Genomic DNA, 15,925 nt, shown 5'->3' with positions numbered 1-15,925 from the left:
TCACCTCTTAACTTATTAGAAAACGTCGTATCCCATAAAGTACCTATAAATTAGCCCACGATACAGTTCAATCGAGAACACCATCTCAAATAAACAATAAAGCACTATCGTTGCAATTATAGATAACAATAGAGACGTTTTAAGTTTCTCTTTTCCATAAAAATATAGAAGGATAAACATGAACAAAGCTGAGCCAATATAGTGGCCTCCCACATAAATCAATCCACATAAAATCAACATCCACCCAACAAATAACAGAATTTTCACCTGTTCTGTGTTTTTCCTTTTTATAATCCCGTCAAAGAAGTCTTTGAAATACGCTTTATCGGTAGCACGAAATAATCTAAATCCGTGTACCGCCATTAATAGTATAAGTGGGGCCATAACAACTAGTGGAGCACGTGCTGAAACTGGGTGATAGCCCAATGCCGAAATAAAAGCAATGAAAACCGCTATTCCTACAATTAATAGAAATACTAATTCGTATACAGGATTTTTTTGTACAAGAGATGGATCAACATCACTTTCATTGGACATATTTTGAGCTACTTCTTTATTATCCGCCAAAGTTATGACCTCCCCCAACTCTATTCTTTTTATCTTTCATGTACTGCCAAATATTATAAGCAAGTACGATCATTGTGATTACTAATAACGTTAAAGGAATTGGCTGTAAGAAAAATGTCGGTCCACCAATATTTAATGCTAAATATAGATTTCTCTCTACAGTAAATCCTAATACAAAGCCAATTAGCAACGCAGCACGGGACCATCCAAATTCTTTCATTGCATATCCTAAAATACCAAATACTAGTGCAACTCCAATATCAAACCAAGAATTATAAGCTGCATAAGCACCGGTGAAAATGACAACAACTAAGACAGGAACAAGCAATGATCCTCTTAAGAATGTGACTCGAGCTAATGGATTGACCATGAACATTCCAAAGATAGTTCCTGTTAAGTTACCAAGGATAATTGTAATAACCATTAAAAATACGATATCTACTGAATTCGTTATCATACTTGGGCCTGTTTGATAGCCTAGTATAAACAAACCGCCTAACAAAATAGCCATTGATGAACTTCCCGGAATCCCAAATGCGAGTGTTGAAGCTAGTGCTCCACCTTCAACTGCATCGTTTGCTGCTTCTGCACCAATGACACCTTCAACATTCCCTTGACCAAATGAATCTGGATCTTTCGATGATTGTTTGGCATGACCGTATGCTACGAATGCTGCTGGTGCACTACCTAAACCAGGAATTAAGCCCATAATCGCACCAATGGAGCCACAACGTAAAACGAGCCACCACCTTTTAAAGGTTTCGCCAATCCCGCTAAAGATCTGTTTCTGCATTTCTTTCGCACCGACCGTCTTTCCACCCGTTTCAGATAGCGAGCCTCCTCGAATCCAAAGATCAATCATTTCTGATACCGCAAATAAACCTAAAATGACCGGAACAAGCTTCAAACCATCAATTAAATCAACACTTCCAAAAGTAAATCTTGCTTGGTTTGTAACGTTGTCCATCCCAACCATCGCTAACAGCAAACCTAAAAATGCCGCTATTAAACTACGTGACATATCTTCCTTACCAAGGATCGCTACAAATGTAAGAGCAAGGAACGCTAACATAAAAATCTCCGCAGGTCCGAAGAAAAGAACAACTTTTTGTAAAACTGGGATCATTAATGCCAACGCAATAGCGCCAAATGTTGCTCCTAAGAAACACGCAGACATAGCAGCACCAACTGCTCGACCCGCTTGCCCTTTCCTTGTCATAGGAGGACCATCTAAAAGCGTCGCGGCATTTTGTCCTGTCCCTGGAGTATTAAACAAAATTGCGGTAAGTCCTCCACCTTGTGCAACAGTAGCATGTGCTGCTAATAGAAAAGCAATTCCTGCTGATGGTTCCATCGTATACAGAAAGGGGATTAACATCGCCATTGCAAAATGGCCACTTAGTCCTGGAATAACCCCAATGATTAAACCAAATATGGCACCTATAATTAGGTAAGGAAGCACGTCAAAACTAATAGCTTGTGAAAAACCACTGGCGATTCCTTCAAGTAAACCCACATTGACTACTCCTTTACAATGGTATTTTAATAAAAAAGCTCCGGACTAGTGTAATTTCTACTAGATTTATTGTCTTCCGGAGCATATTACTTGTTATAGTTCCCCTCTAATAGCTGCTAGTAAAATATCTTTTACCTCATCAGACATCTCTGTTGCATTTTGAAGAATTTCATCCATTTCTTCACCTGACACGTAATTCAAGTCTCTTTGTGCAGATTCAGCTTTTTCAATAAATTCAGGATCATTCATCGCTTTTTCAAACGCATCTCTTAAAAAGGCCAAACGTTCTTCCGGTACTCCTGGTGGAGCAGCAACAGGCCTACCAACTGCTGCTAATGACTCCTGAACTTCAAGTAATTCAATTGATGTTGCAGATGCATTATTTTTTTCTGCCATTTCTAGTATTGTTGGAATATCAGGAAGTACATCAGAACGATCGAACCCACTTTGGAGAATGACCTTTACAACTCCGTCCTCAATTCGGTCAACAGCACTTCCATAGGAGCCCCACATTCCGTCAACATCACCGCGAATAATCGCTGTTTCAACCACACTCGAACTATCATATCCATGTAACACTTCTTGATTTAGTTCAAGTGCTTCCCCAACAACAACTGCATCAACATACGTACTTCCTCCAAGTCCTGTAGCACCTAGTTTAATACTTCTTTCCGTTGTGAAAAGATCATCAGCAGTATCAAAATCTCCATCAGGTTTCACGGATAATACACGCAGGTCGTCAACCACTCTTCCAAGATAACCAAACTCTTCAACTTTGTATTCGGCACCTTCCATACCGGCTAACTGATTTGTGACCATTGCACTTCCATTCATATGCGCAATAGTTAGTCCATCTTTTGGAGAACGCCATAATTCGTTAACCCCTCTCATACCGCCAGCACCTGGTAAATTAGCAATCTCAATTCTAGCCCCAGTATATTTTTCTAGATAAGGAGTCAACATACGCGCATACTCATCATACCCACCGCCCGGATCATAAGGGACGATAAACCTAATTCTTTTCCCTTCATAGAAAGCTGCTACATCTTCTCCTTCTTCAACTTCAACAGCTTCTGATTCTCCTTCCGAAGTATTTGAAGAATTAGAGGATCCCTCATTAGTAGTTTCTGATGTTGAACAGGCTGCTAAAAATAAAGAAATAGACATTACAATGGACATGAGAAGAAACCAATTTTTCCTTATTTTCATCAAAGTCTTTACACCCCTTATAATCGATATTTAAACATCTTAAATAAAACAAAATTATATTACTTCCTTCCTCCTTTCTATCAAGTCGAAAGACATAGCAGGTACAAATGGTCCTATGCTATACCCTGTTTGCCCCTCTCATTAGAGAGGTGAAAAGAAGCACCTATCGAGCAGATTAGTAAGCGCTTCCATTTCTTGTAGCTTATCAACTTGGTTGCTTAATTGAATTTTATATAATGAGTATTTAAAAAACGACCTCATCTATTAAATTGCCTAATTAATATTTTCGAACTATTTCAAATCTTCAGGTTAAAAGAGGCCTTTTTTTCTGTCTAATAATTACTTAAAAACTAAAGCAATCGTTTTATGTTTACTTTTTGATAAACGAATGATTAAAAGAACTGTATATACTAATATCATAGAAATAGAAAAAGAAACTCTGAATTTTACAGAGTTTCTTCTATAAGTCATTTTAATGAGGAGTAAGTAGTTCTACTATTTCTCTAGTTGATCGAACTCGACTCATTCTAGGAAAAATTCTTCTCATAAACTGATCGTGATTATCCTGTTCTTTTGAAGTACAGGCATCACTTGCAATAACTACGTTGTAATCTCTATCTCTTGCTGAATATGCTGTACTTGCAACACCAACATCGGTTGATCCTCCTGCGATAATGATGGTGTCTATTCCTCTTGTTTTTAAAAATAATTCAAGTGATGTTTGATAAAATGCATTCCACCTATATTTAAACACCATATAGTCTTCTGGACCAGGCTTAATTTCTTCTATTACCTCTGCCCCCCAAGTCCCCCCAATAATTGGAGGTTTATCTCTTGTCGCCTTATTCGAATCAATTTGCTGCAAACGGTTATTCGTATCTCTTATCGTACTTGCAGAAGTTGCATAATCAAAGCGGTGATTAGCACAAGCATAGACGACCATCATGTCATTTCCTCTTGCCATTTCTAAAAGATTAATAGCATTTTTAATAACTGGTATATATTGCGATTTCGTATTTTTTTCATCTATTTTCACATGACCATTTAACATATCAAAAAATAATAAAGCTGTACGTTTTGGACTTAGCTTTCCATCTGTCATCCTATCACCTTACCTATTGCTTTAATTTAATCTCCTTCAATCCTTTTATCACTTCATTCACGTTCATTACATCTGCATACTTGTGATGAAGATCAAACAAGTTAATTTTGTGAGACAATTCACTACGGTCAAAACAACATTCCTCAACGACTACCGTATGAAAACCATATGAATAAGCGTCTACCACTGAAGCTCTGACACATCCACTCGTACTCTCTCCCACTACAATTAAAGAGTCAACTCCCATTTTCCTTAAACGCGAAACTAGTGGCGTACCAAAAAAACAGCTAGCTCTTTCTTTAAAAATTATGACATCATCCTCTTTGGGTTTAACTTCTTCCTTAATTTCAAAGGAATCTTCTTTCACATTCCTCATTTTACGAAACGTTGAGTTCACTTTAACTTGAGTTCGAGTCGAATAAATAACAGCTATGCCCTGTTCTCTAACTTCTTGTATTAGCTCTTGAGTTGGTTTTAGTGCATTCCAAGCATGAATACCACAAGAACTTGGATAATCTTCTACTAGCTCGTGAACAGGATAAGCGCCTCCTTCGTAAGCTAAATTATATAGATCAATAACAAGTAACGCTGGATTTTTTCCGACATAGGTTTCTCTATGATAAGCTTTATAAATATTTAAGATTTCATTTGGAATAAGGTCTTTCCAACAATGGTCCTCAAACGCTGAAGTACTCAAATTGATTCCTCCATCTTCATTAGTCATTAATAATTAACCCATGAGTCATATTTACATCCATTTTTCGTATTAGATCATCTGTTCTTTCATGAAGTGGAATAGACAAATTAGCCTCTTTTGCTAGAGTCATTACTGTATCCATATCTTTATGCGGCCAAGTTAATCGATGACTCATCCATCGTTGTAAAGTTCCACTTGAGGACGGGCATTCTAATAAGACCTCCCTCATTTTTGCTGGATGAATTCCATACTCTTTAGATAATTGCAAAGCTTCATAATTAGCAACGATAAAAGACCAATGAAGCATGTTGTTAACGGTTTTGGCTACTTGACCATTTCCAACTTCTCCAATATGAATCACTTTTTCACAATAACATTGTAAAACTGGCTCGATCGTCTGTACAATCGATTGTCCCCCCCCAACTAATGACATCAACGTTCCATCAATGGCGCCAGCAAGACCAAAAACCACAGGTGCGTCGACTACATGAACGTTTTTTTCCTTAGCCAATTTAGAAAGCTCAATGCAAGTGTTAGGATGTACTGTACTAGCAATAACAATAATATGATCTTTATTTGCCCCTTCTATTAAACCTTCAACCACTTCGTTGACTTGTTCATCTGTATTCACCATAATGACAGAGCAATCCGTAACTTCGGCTAATTCTGCTGTACTTTTTGCTTTAGAAGCCCCTATTCTCGAACACTTCTCCATATTTTCTTCTTCAATGTCAAAAACTGTAACATCATATTCATTGTCTAAAAGATGGCGAACCATTTCATGACCCATTCTTCCTACACCAATAAAACCAATTTTTTTCATTATTAAGACTCCTTTTATTAATAATCTTGTTACCGATTAAGACGAATATTTTTTCTTGCAAATGTTATTTTTGGAATTACCATATTTACTAAAGCTTAAATCTCGCCTTGAATGGCTTTTGTAAAGATATCTGCAATATGTTCTTCCATAATTGTTGCATCTTGAATAATCTGCAGTATTTCTTCTCCTGAAGCATAATCTAACAACCTATTCTCACTAGCTGCTTTTTCCAAGAACTCTGGATCTTCCATTGTTTTTCTGAATACATCTTGGAGAAACTCGAGTCGCTCTTGAGGTACTCCAGGTGAAGTAGCAAGCGGTCTTCCTGTATCACTTAAAGCATTTAATACAGTCAAAATCTCATTAGCAAGCTCAGGATCTTCAGCATTATCTAAAAAGTCAAAGTAAGTAGGAACATCCGCTAATTCTGGAATATTGTCATTCTTACGTTGCAAGACAAACTGTCCATACCCACTATCCGCAAAATCTGCCCGACTATCAAATGACCCCCAAGTACCATCTAACTCTCCACGTAACATAGATTGCTCAATTTCTCCCGCTCCTTCAAAACCATGGACAATTTCCCAATTTAAATTCAGTGCTTCACTTACAATGACTGCATCGACATAAGTAGTTCCGCCAAGTCCAGTGGCTCCGATTAATACAGGTCTATCTCCATCTAACGATTCTTCAAATGTTTGGAAGCTATTTTTTGAAAACATTAAGACGCGGGGATCATTCACAATTCTACCAAGATAGCTAAACTGATCCAGTTCATAGTCAGCCCCCTCAACATCGGCAATTTTATTCGTGACCATTGCTCCACCGTTCATAATTCCAATCGTTAACCCATCAGGCGGTGAGATAAATAACTCGTTCACTCCTCTCATTCCACCGGCTCCTGGAAGGTTGTGTACTTCAACTCGTGCTCCTGAATGTTTTTCTAAAAACGGAGCTAATAGTCTTGCGTATTCATCGTACCCTCCCCCAGGAGTATACGGTATGATAAACTTAATCGTCTTACCTTCATAAAATTCTGCTGCGGCTTCGCTTGAAGGTTGTGTTGGCTCTACTTCTGTCCCTTCGACATTAACCTGTTCTTTTGTCTCACTGCTGGACCCGGAACTAGCATCAGAACAACCTACCAACAGCAAACCTACTGATACACAAAAAACCATAAGCATAAATAATACCTTTGAGTTTTTTTTCATAAATTTACCTCCATTTATATTTATTAAATAATCAAACGGTCCCCCTTTCTAATAGATACGTTGTATCTCTAATAAAGTAATAACTAAAAAATGTTGTACCCTTGCCAAATTCGGTAAATAATTCCTCGATATAACTCAATATTGAAAATTTGTTCAAATACCAGATAAATTGCTAATACTGTACAAATAGTTAGTAGAATTGAAGTGCGAAGTTTTTCTTTTGAAATGAAATAGAACAATGTGAATAGGAAGAGGATCATCCCGAAATAGTGGCCAATTGTATAGATTAAGAGCGATAGAATAATCATCCATAAGATGATTGAGAACATCTTTACATTTTTCCAGTTAAATAGTTCCGTAATAGATTTGGAAACATCTTTTAAGCTCACCACTCTAAATATTCGAACAGATTGAATGAGGATCAGGATCATCAATGGTGTTAACACAATGTATGGAGCAAGTGCTGCGGCCATACTATAGCTTAACGCCTGTATGAAAGCGATAAAAATGATAAGCCCAAGTACAGCAACAAACAGAATTTCCTTAGAAGCTATTGCTTTTGTAATAGTATGAAGTGAATTTTCTGTTGTAATTTTGCCCTTGACACTATTAGATGAGCTTTCTTTCTTCATTTTCCTTTTATTACGATATATAGTGAAAAGGGTGTACGCCAAGAAAAGGAAAGTTATGGCTATTAATGCCAATGGTATAGGCTCAAGGTAAAATTGATTACCTTTTAGTCGCAAAGCAAGATATAAATTTTTTTCAACAGCGTGTGCTAATACAAAGCCAATTAATAAAGCTGCCCTTGAATAATTTAGTTCTTTCATAATAAATCCAATTAGACCAAAAACAAGGACTACACCGATATCAAACCAAGAATAGTTTACTGTGAAAGCGCCTGTAAAAATGATCGCAGTTAAGATAGGGACAAGTAATGAACCTCTTAGGAAAGTGACTCTTGCTAAAGGGTTTACCAAAAACATACCAACTATCGTTCCCACAAGATTAGCCAAAATAATAGTTAAGATCATGACGAAAACGATGTTTAAATTTGTGGTCAACATTGGAGTGCCAGTTTCAAGACCCAGTATAAAAAGACCGCCTAAAAAGATTGCCATAGAAGAGCTACCCGGAATTCCAAATGCCACTGTAGATGCTAGAGAACCACCTTCTACCGCATCATTGGCTGCTTCCGATCCGATAACTCCTTCAATGTTCCCCTTTCCAAAACTATCAGGATCATTCGAAGTTTGTTTCGCGTGAGCATAAGCTAGAAACGCAGCAGGAGTACTACCCAATCCAGGTATAATACCTAATATAGACCCGATCCCACTACAACGTATTACAAGCCATTTTCTCTTTAATGTTTCTCCCATTCCTTTAAATATTTGTTTCTGTGTATCTTTTGCAGATAAAGGTTTTCTACCACTCGCTAGAGAACCGCCTTTCATCCATAGTTCAATAATCTCAGATAAAGCAAAAAGTCCTAAAATGACTGGAACTAAACTTAATCCATCTCGGAGAGACATAGAACCAAAAGTAAAACGGGCCACATTCGTAACACCATCTAAACCAACTAATGCAATTAGCAGACCAAGAAAGGCTGCAATAAAACTTCGAACTAAGTCTTCCTTACCTAACACAGCAATAAAAGTTAAAGCTAGAAAAGCCAGTGCAAAGATTTCTGGAGGACCAAATAATAAAACGATATGTTGAAGTAATGGAATCATCCCAGCAAGAACCAATGCTCCGAACACCGCACCTAAAAAGCATGCAAGTAAAGCAGCACCTGACGCTTCACCAGCAAGACCTTTTTTAGTCAACGCAGGTCCATCTAGTAGTGTCGCTGCATTCTGCCCAGTACCGGGAGTACTGAACAAAATAGCTGTAAGCCCTCCTCCTTGAGTAACTGTCGTATGCGCTCCTAACAAAAAAGCAATACCTGCAATAGGATCCATCGAGTACAAAAAAGGAATAAGCATAGCTAAAGCAAAATGTCCATTTAACCCCGGAATTACTCCCATTAGTAAACCTACAGTTGCCCCAATGATTAAATAAAGCAGGACACCTGGTTCAAATATTTGTGAAAATGCAGTTAGTATCGCCTCAAAAAAACCCATATCAACTCTCCCTTACATTTTTTGAGTGATTAATCAAACACCTCATTCTACCTAAATTTTGTTTTTCCCCCTTCCATAATGGAATTGAACGGACAATAGAACTATTTATCAATCTCGCTCGATAAAAACTAAGAATAAACTAAACTACTTACTAGAAATTTATAAAAAATAATTCAAAAAATGATCATGTATATTTAATAGCCAATTAAAAATTCCAAACAATTGTATCCTTCAAATAAGCTAGAATAACAATAGATACTTCTATAAACTGAAAAAAAACAAAAAAAATAGAGTCTATTAATCGACTCTTTTTTTCTCACTATTGTTGAATTAATTTTTATTAATGCTCCGTTCTTTTTTAATTAATATAAGGCTTATGATAGTATATGTAAAAATTATCGTTAACGTCTTTACTCATAAGCCTTACACAAAAATGAAGGTTATAAGCTCAATCTGGCCTCTCTCTTATCTTCCTCTAAGGTACTTTGAACCCAATAATAAAATTCATCAACAATTGAACGATTTTGTCCTCTTTCAAACACACAATAAGCATCTCTTTTAATATGAAAATCCTTTATCTCCTTAAAAGTTACTGTAGCTAAATCCTTCTTACGTATACAATATTCGGGTAGCATAGTCACTCCCAGATTATATTTAACAAACTTTTTAGCAGTTATTTCACTATCCACGACCATTTTTGGTTTAAAGTCCCCTCCTAATTCTAAGACTTTACTTGAAAAAATTGACCAAAACCTTCTTCTATATGTGATAATGTTTTCACTTAAGATATCTTTTATATAAATGTCTTCTTGTTCCGTTAATGGGTGGTTAATAGGGAGTGTTAAATACACTTTTTCACTATACAAAAGCTTACTTTCTATTTGATCAGTCTGTTTGACCGGGCCTCTCATAATCCCAAAGTCTATTGCCCGATCAGAAAGCAACTGAAATATTTTTGCTGATGAGGCACTTTGTACATTGTATTGAGACTGGCCCTGAGAATATCTTGGCTGCAATATTCTTGGAAATACATAAGTGCTAAATGAGGGAATAACTGCAATTGAGTAGCGATCTTTTGAGACAGGAATACTTGATAAATGATCTTTCACTTCTTGTAAAACATAAAGCATCTTACTAGCATACTTCATCACCATTTCACCACTTGGGGTAAGGGTCAATTGATTTCCATGTCGCTTAAGTAGCTCAGAACCAACCATTTGTTCAAGAGCCTTTATCCGCATAGTAACAGTTGGTTGAGAAACATTTAGAACCTTTGCAGCTCTTCTGAAATTTTGTTCACGAACAACCGTTATAAATGTTTTTAATTGCTGGATATCTAAGTTCATGATATCAACCTTCCTCCACGATCTAAAAGAGTCTCTTTCGTTTCTTCCAAGGAAAACTCAATAAATTCACTATAAATAGGTGATAACTTTTCTTTAATATTAGTAATAAAGAATGTATTTCTCTTCCACTGTGGTGAATTAGCTAATTTAACCTCAACTAAGCTGCCATCTTCTAACTCTTTTTCAATACAGCTGCTCGGAATAAAAGAATACCCATATTGGTTTAATAAAATTTCTTTAATTGTCTCAATATGAATTAGTTCCATCCCAATCCACGGATTAACACCTTGCTTTTTAATCCATTTTATTCTATTTTTCCAAATGGCTGTATGTCGTTGAAAAGCTAATAAAGGCTGTGTTATTAGATCTTCTAACTGTATTTGTTTACGTTCAGCCCACGGGTGCTGACCAGATACAACCATAATATCAATATCCGAAAACCAATGTTGATAGTTTATAGACTCATAGAAATCACTGCTTTGAATGATTCCTAAGTCTACTTCATCATTAAGTATGTGTTCTCTAACTTCATAGCCTTTACAAGAATAAATATCCATCTCTAAATCGGGATATTTTTGCGTAAATTTATTAATTAATTTTGGAAGAATAAACGTTGAAATTACTGGTGTCGCAGCTATTCTGAATTTCTTACTAGTGTATTGAGACGTTGAAATTTCATTATCAAGATCCAATCCCATTGTCATAAATTGTTTTGCATAGGTTAAAAAGACTTTTCCTGCTGGAGATAAAGTTAATGTCCTTCCCTTCAAAACAAATAGAGGCTCACCAAGTTCTTTCTCTATTTTTTTGATACGACCAGTTAACGAAGAAGGATTTAAATATAATCGGTTTGCAGCCTCTGTCAAACTTCCTGCTTCTGCCATAACGATAAAAGATTTGATAGAATCTAAATCCAATCGAAACACCCTCCTTCACGTTTGGTTTCCTTATTAATGCCTATTTATTATTAGACCCAGATGCTGAAAATAACAGCTTCGTTCCTTAATTAGAACGAAGCTGTTATACCGGTGATTAATAATTATTTGTTAACGCTTTCTTTTTTAGCAGCTTCAATATATTCTTTTACCTTCTCTGCAGTTAGCTTAACACTTGGGTCATACTCAGGAGCATCTTCTATTTGTTCAAGGTCGTTCAATCCTGAATTCTTGTAAATTCGATTAATGGCTGAGATCATACGTACTGGCTTATCAGGGTTAGCATTAAAATGCTGATGAATTGTGTTTGGTGGAATGTAAATCAAATCTCCTGCTTCCCACTCAAATTTCTTAACTTCATCCTGTGGAACAAATTCATATTGATCGACAATTTTCACATCACAATCTTGATGCAAGTCATATCCTTTCCCTTCTAGCACATACAAACACTCTTCTGCTAAATGACGGTGCTTACCTGATTTGCTGTTAGGCGGAATAATTTGCATATAGGCATCAACGGTTTCCATTCTTGTATTCATTTGCTCATTAAGTAAATGTTTAAGAAGACCTTGACGAGACATTTCCCATGGCATTTCTTCAGATTTAACCACTTTCTTGCGCTGAGCATCTCGTGCAGGCTTAATAGTCGCATCATCTAATAAATCTTGATAATATTTTTCCGATAAGTCACCTTGTCTCCACACATTTGATTCATCAAAAGCCATTAATTATCATCTCCCTATTAATAGATTTATTATTCCTCGTGCTCTCTTGCTTGGAAACCTACTCCTTCAGGTGTTGGCTCTGTCGGTCTTGGTTCAACTTGCTGTTGGAAGAGCATATTCATGAACATATACATAGGTTTCGTTTTAATAACCAATGCTCTAGCTGGTTTCGTTTTGCTAGCATTGAAATGTTGATGTACACAGTTATTGTGAACAATCGCTACATCGCCAGCTACCCAATCATATTTAATTTCATCATGAATTTCGTAACCTTTTCCATCAAGGATATAGAAAGCTGCTTCATTAACATGACCATGCTTTTGTGATTTACCACCTGGTCCATATTCTTCTAAATGAATATGGAATGTCTGTGTCATTTCATCAACAGGTTCCATATAATGTTTACTAAAAGTTTGTGGTCCATCATTAAACTTAATATCCTTGCCCTTTCTTACCCTTGGCACTGAACGTAATCTGTCTAATTCCTCTTGGAGATTATATTTCCCTTGAATACCACGAACGAAAATACGGTCTTTTTTACTATGATAATGCGACTCATTACCCATTAATTACCAATCTCCCTTCTTACATTTACTATATATTTCTAAGGCAATTAAAATTTTGCCGTTAGATCTTCTTTTAATGCTACCCGCCAATCAATGTTTCCAGGAGGTAACAGTTTGTCGCACCCACGAACATTTCCATGAGTTTCAGGGTCTTGACCTCTAAGAGTTTTTTCACCTTTTTCCAGTTCTTTTGCTGCTTCAAGAAGGAGTTGACGAGCAGCAATAATCGCTGAATCAGCAGTTCCTAACTTTTCTAGTGATCTATCTGTAAATGGTAATTCTGAAGTTTCTTGTAAAGCAAAATCTTGGGTATTAATTCCTGTAATACCAGTAAATGTTTTATTACGTTGTAAATCTCGATCTATTAAATAATCATTAGAAGGGTTACGTTTTAATTTATAGCCTGGTAATACGTCTTCTGGACCTCTTCCAAATTGGCTCTCATGTTCCATTACAAATTCCTCAGTGAATGGTACATCTGGAGACCCACTATAAATAAAGTTATAAACCCATGTCTTTTCATCATCAATTGGAACCCAAATATGCCCTGCAATACTTGGAAACTCTTCCATTTCACCCGTTTTCCATTTCACCATTGCCCCTCTCATTTGCTGTGCGGGCATAATGAATTGGTAACCTCTTATATACACACCATCCTCTTTTAAATCACGGATACCTACATAAGTAAATCCAGATGGACCCTTTTCAACTTCTAGTTTTGGATTTTTCACTCTAGTTCTCAGTGCATTTTTATCATGAATGTTTTCATTATGTGCAAAGGATGAATGTGATGTATCAATACCACCCTCGAGACCTTGAACCCAGTTACAGCTTTCAAATGTTTTTGAAACATGAACAAAACTATCAGGTGCTCTTAACCATTCGTAGTTAGGTTTAGGAGGCATGTCTTCTTCAGGTCCCATATAGGTCCAGACAACTCCAGCAGCTTCCCAAGTAGGATAAGACTTAATTTTCACTTTATTTTTAAAATTACTTTCATCTGGTTCGTTAGGCATATCTACGCAATTTCCTTCAGCATCGAATTTCCAACCATGATATACACAACGGAGCCCACATTCTTCGTTTCTCCCCCAGAATAATTCAACTCGACGATGTGGACAATATCGATCAATCAAAGCTACTTTTCCATTCGAATCTCGAAAGGCTACTAGCTTCTCACCTAGTAATTGCACACGTACAGGATCGCAATCTGGCTCTGGAACTTCTTCTGACAATAAAGCTGGAAACCAATATCTTCTCCATACCTCTCCCATTGGTGTCCCTTCACCAACACGACATAATCTTTCATTTACTTCTGCTTTTAATACCATTACAACCACTCCCCTAGTTTGTTTAAAAGTTTAATCATTCTATTATTAATTATAAATGGCACAATTAGGGTGAGAAATCGTTAGTTCCGTTATATAGAACCTTATTTTTCGGAAGATTTCGATTTTTAATTAGAAAGCTATATTAACACTATATAAATCGTAACAAACGATTCCAATCGTTCCCATTCCTAAGTTTTAATCAACTGATAAAATTATTCGTAGCGAATATTAATATTTTTAATTTGTGTATAACTTATTAATTCATCAAGAGAGTGCTCTCTGCCGATCCCGCTATTTTTGTATCCACCAAATGGAGCCCCTTTAAAGCGTTTGCCCCCATGTCCGTTTACCCAAACGTAGCCAGCTTCAACTCGCTCAGACACTCTTAATGCACGTGAAACATCATTTGTCCAAATATTAGCGCAAAGTCCGTATTCAACGTCATTTACTTCATACAACATCTTCTCTTCATCATTCCATGAAAGAACACTCATAACAGGTCCGAAAATCTCTTCTTGTTCGATCTTCATTCCATGTTTCACTTCAGAAAAAACAGTTGGTTCAATAAAGTTTCCATCTTCTAACTCTGGATTTAGTGGATGCCGCCCGCCAATTATTAATTCAGCGCCTTCTTCTTTTGCAGATTCTATATAGGACATAACACGGTTATAATGTTCTTTTGAAATGACTGGTCCCATATCAATCATTGGATTGGTTGGCATTCCACATTTTATTTTTTTCACTAAGCTTATTACTTCTTTCAAAAACTCACCTTTTTGAGTCTCATGCACAAATACTCTTGAATTTGATCCGCAAGATTGGCCCTGAGACCTAGAAAAATTCATTCCCGCAACAGTTGCAGCTGCAACCTTCTTTACATCCGCATCAGGATAAATAATTAACGGGTTCTTTCCACCTAACTCTAACGAAACCGTTTTGATTCCTGCATCCTGTATAATTCGTCTTCCGGTTTCGACTCCTCCTGTAAAAGCAATTCGATAAACATGAGGGTGCCTTACGAGTGCTGAACCACAATTCGGACCATCACCAGTTACTATATTTAAAACCCCAGGCGGTAAACATTCTTCTGCAAGCTTCCCTAATAAAAGAGCACTTAATGGTGTTTGTTCCGCTGGTTTTAGTACAACTGTATTTCCGGCAACAAGTGGCGCTGCTATCTTTCCTGCTGCAAATGATATTGGATGATTGAATGGTAAGATCCTACCTACCACCCCGAAAGCTTCCATTCTTGTATAGTTTAGTCCCCCACCTGGAGTCTGGATCGTCTGTCCCTTAATTTCCATTCCTAATCCCGAGAAAAAGTCTAGTAATCCTGCTCCTTTTTTGGCATCTGCGACCATAGCTTCATATGGATTTCCACTATCAAGAGCATCTAGCATGCCAAACGTCTCAGCCCAATTACGGATTTTGTCAGCAAACCTTCTTAAAATTACACCTCTTTCATCGATATGAAGTTTATTCCAACTAGGAAATGCATCCTTTGCTACTTCGACAGCTTTAGAGACATCTTCTGCATTACCTTCTGGCACTTCAGCTAATGGTTGGTTCGTGGAAGGGTCATATGAAACAAAACGCTTACCAGAAGTACTGTCTACCCATTTTCCACCAATAAACATCTTCCAACCATCTGTTTTTTCTTGAGCAAAATTCAATAAATCAGATGCTTGTTCAAAAGGTAAATTCATTACTACCTCCCCCCATAAAGAAAGCACTTACATTTTTTGTACCCTACTATAATTTAAAAGACTACTAG

14 protein-coding genes are annotated in these 15,925 nt (G+C 36.8%); all 14 read right to left on the bottom strand.

The window, feature by feature from the left end:
- Nucleotides 1-15: 15 nt before the first annotated feature.
- The 14 genes from LQ50_RS18925 to LQ50_RS18860 all read right to left on the bottom strand — a co-directional run bounded on the left by LQ50_RS18925 (nucleotide 16) and on the right by LQ50_RS18860 (nucleotide 15,857).
- On the bottom strand, nucleotides 16-567 hold the full coding sequence (locus LQ50_RS18925; protein ID WP_034632258.1) for a tripartite tricarboxylate transporter TctB family protein: 552 nt from the start codon (nucleotides 565-567) through the stop codon (nucleotides 16-18).
- On the bottom strand, nucleotides 557-2,083 hold the full coding sequence (locus tag LQ50_RS18920) for a tripartite tricarboxylate transporter permease (RefSeq protein ID WP_052144866.1): 1,527 nt from the start codon (nucleotides 2,081-2,083) through the stop codon (nucleotides 557-559). The genes LQ50_RS18925 and LQ50_RS18920 overlap by 11 nt, the downstream gene beginning before the upstream one ends.
- A 93-nt stretch (nucleotides 2,084-2,176) precedes the next feature.
- A complete protein-coding gene (locus LQ50_RS18915; protein ID WP_152608257.1) occupies nucleotides 2,177-3,292 on the bottom strand; it encodes a Bug family tripartite tricarboxylate transporter substrate binding protein in 1,116 nt (371 codons plus the stop codon).
- A 472-nt stretch (nucleotides 3,293-3,764) separates the two neighbouring features.
- Nucleotides 3,765-4,394, bottom strand: coding sequence for a cysteine hydrolase family protein (locus tag LQ50_RS18910; RefSeq protein ID WP_034632254.1), 630 nt, complete (start codon nucleotides 4,392-4,394; stop codon nucleotides 3,765-3,767).
- A 13-nt stretch (nucleotides 4,395-4,407) separates the two neighbouring features.
- On the bottom strand, nucleotides 4,408-5,091 hold the full coding sequence (locus tag LQ50_RS18905; RefSeq protein ID WP_070808160.1) for an isochorismatase family protein: 684 nt from the start codon (nucleotides 5,089-5,091) through the stop codon (nucleotides 4,408-4,410).
- Between the two features lie 19 nt (nucleotides 5,092-5,110).
- A complete protein-coding gene (locus LQ50_RS18900; RefSeq protein ID WP_052144864.1) occupies nucleotides 5,111-5,914 on the bottom strand; it encodes an NAD(P)-dependent oxidoreductase in 804 nt (267 codons plus the stop codon).
- Between the two features lie 95 nt (nucleotides 5,915-6,009).
- Nucleotides 6,010-7,125: a Bug family tripartite tricarboxylate transporter substrate binding protein gene (locus tag LQ50_RS18895; protein WP_034632253.1), complete on the bottom strand. Its 1,116-nt coding sequence runs from the start codon at nucleotides 7,123-7,125 to the stop codon at nucleotides 6,010-6,012.
- An 83-nt stretch (nucleotides 7,126-7,208) separates the two neighbouring features.
- The gene (locus LQ50_RS18890) at nucleotides 7,209-9,248 is read right to left on the bottom strand and encodes a tripartite tricarboxylate transporter permease (protein ID WP_052144863.1); all 2,040 of its coding nucleotides are present in this window, start codon (nucleotides 9,246-9,248) and stop codon (nucleotides 7,209-7,211) included.
- A 440-nt stretch (nucleotides 9,249-9,688) separates the two neighbouring features.
- On the bottom strand, nucleotides 9,689-10,594 hold the full coding sequence (locus LQ50_RS18885; RefSeq protein WP_034632252.1) for a LysR family transcriptional regulator: 906 nt from the start codon (nucleotides 10,592-10,594) through the stop codon (nucleotides 9,689-9,691).
- Nucleotides 10,591-11,511 carry a LysR family transcriptional regulator gene (locus LQ50_RS18880; RefSeq protein ID WP_034632251.1) on the bottom strand — a complete coding sequence of 307 codons (921 nt, stop codon included), beginning with the start codon at nucleotides 11,509-11,511 and terminating at the stop codon, nucleotides 10,591-10,593. The genes LQ50_RS18885 and LQ50_RS18880 overlap by 4 nt, the downstream gene beginning before the upstream one ends.
- Before the next feature lie 122 nt (nucleotides 11,512-11,633).
- Nucleotides 11,634-12,254 carry a cupin domain-containing protein gene (locus LQ50_RS18875; RefSeq protein ID WP_034632250.1) on the bottom strand — a complete coding sequence of 207 codons (621 nt, stop codon included), beginning with the start codon at nucleotides 12,252-12,254 and terminating at the stop codon, nucleotides 11,634-11,636.
- 29 nt (nucleotides 12,255-12,283) lie between these two features.
- On the bottom strand, nucleotides 12,284-12,820 hold the full coding sequence (locus tag LQ50_RS18870; RefSeq protein ID WP_034632248.1) for a cupin domain-containing protein: 537 nt from the start codon (nucleotides 12,818-12,820) through the stop codon (nucleotides 12,284-12,286).
- Between the two features lie 47 nt (nucleotides 12,821-12,867).
- On the bottom strand, nucleotides 12,868-14,151 hold the full coding sequence (locus LQ50_RS18865; protein ID WP_034632247.1) for a Rieske 2Fe-2S domain-containing protein: 1,284 nt from the start codon (nucleotides 14,149-14,151) through the stop codon (nucleotides 12,868-12,870).
- 212 nt (nucleotides 14,152-14,363) lie between these two features.
- Nucleotides 14,364-15,857 (bottom strand): aldehyde dehydrogenase family protein, encoded by a 1,494-nt coding sequence (locus LQ50_RS18860; protein WP_034632245.1) that lies wholly within the window; start codon nucleotides 15,855-15,857, stop codon nucleotides 14,364-14,366.
- Nucleotides 15,858-15,925 lie beyond the last annotated feature (68 nt).

The sequence above is a fragment of the Halalkalibacter okhensis genome (genome assembly GCF_000787375.1).
GTDB lineage: Bacteria > Bacillota > Bacilli > Bacillales > Bacillaceae_D > Halalkalibacter > Halalkalibacter okhensis.
The sequence above is the reverse complement of the archived record's forward strand: the minus strand, read 5'-3'. Positions and strand labels throughout refer to the sequence as shown.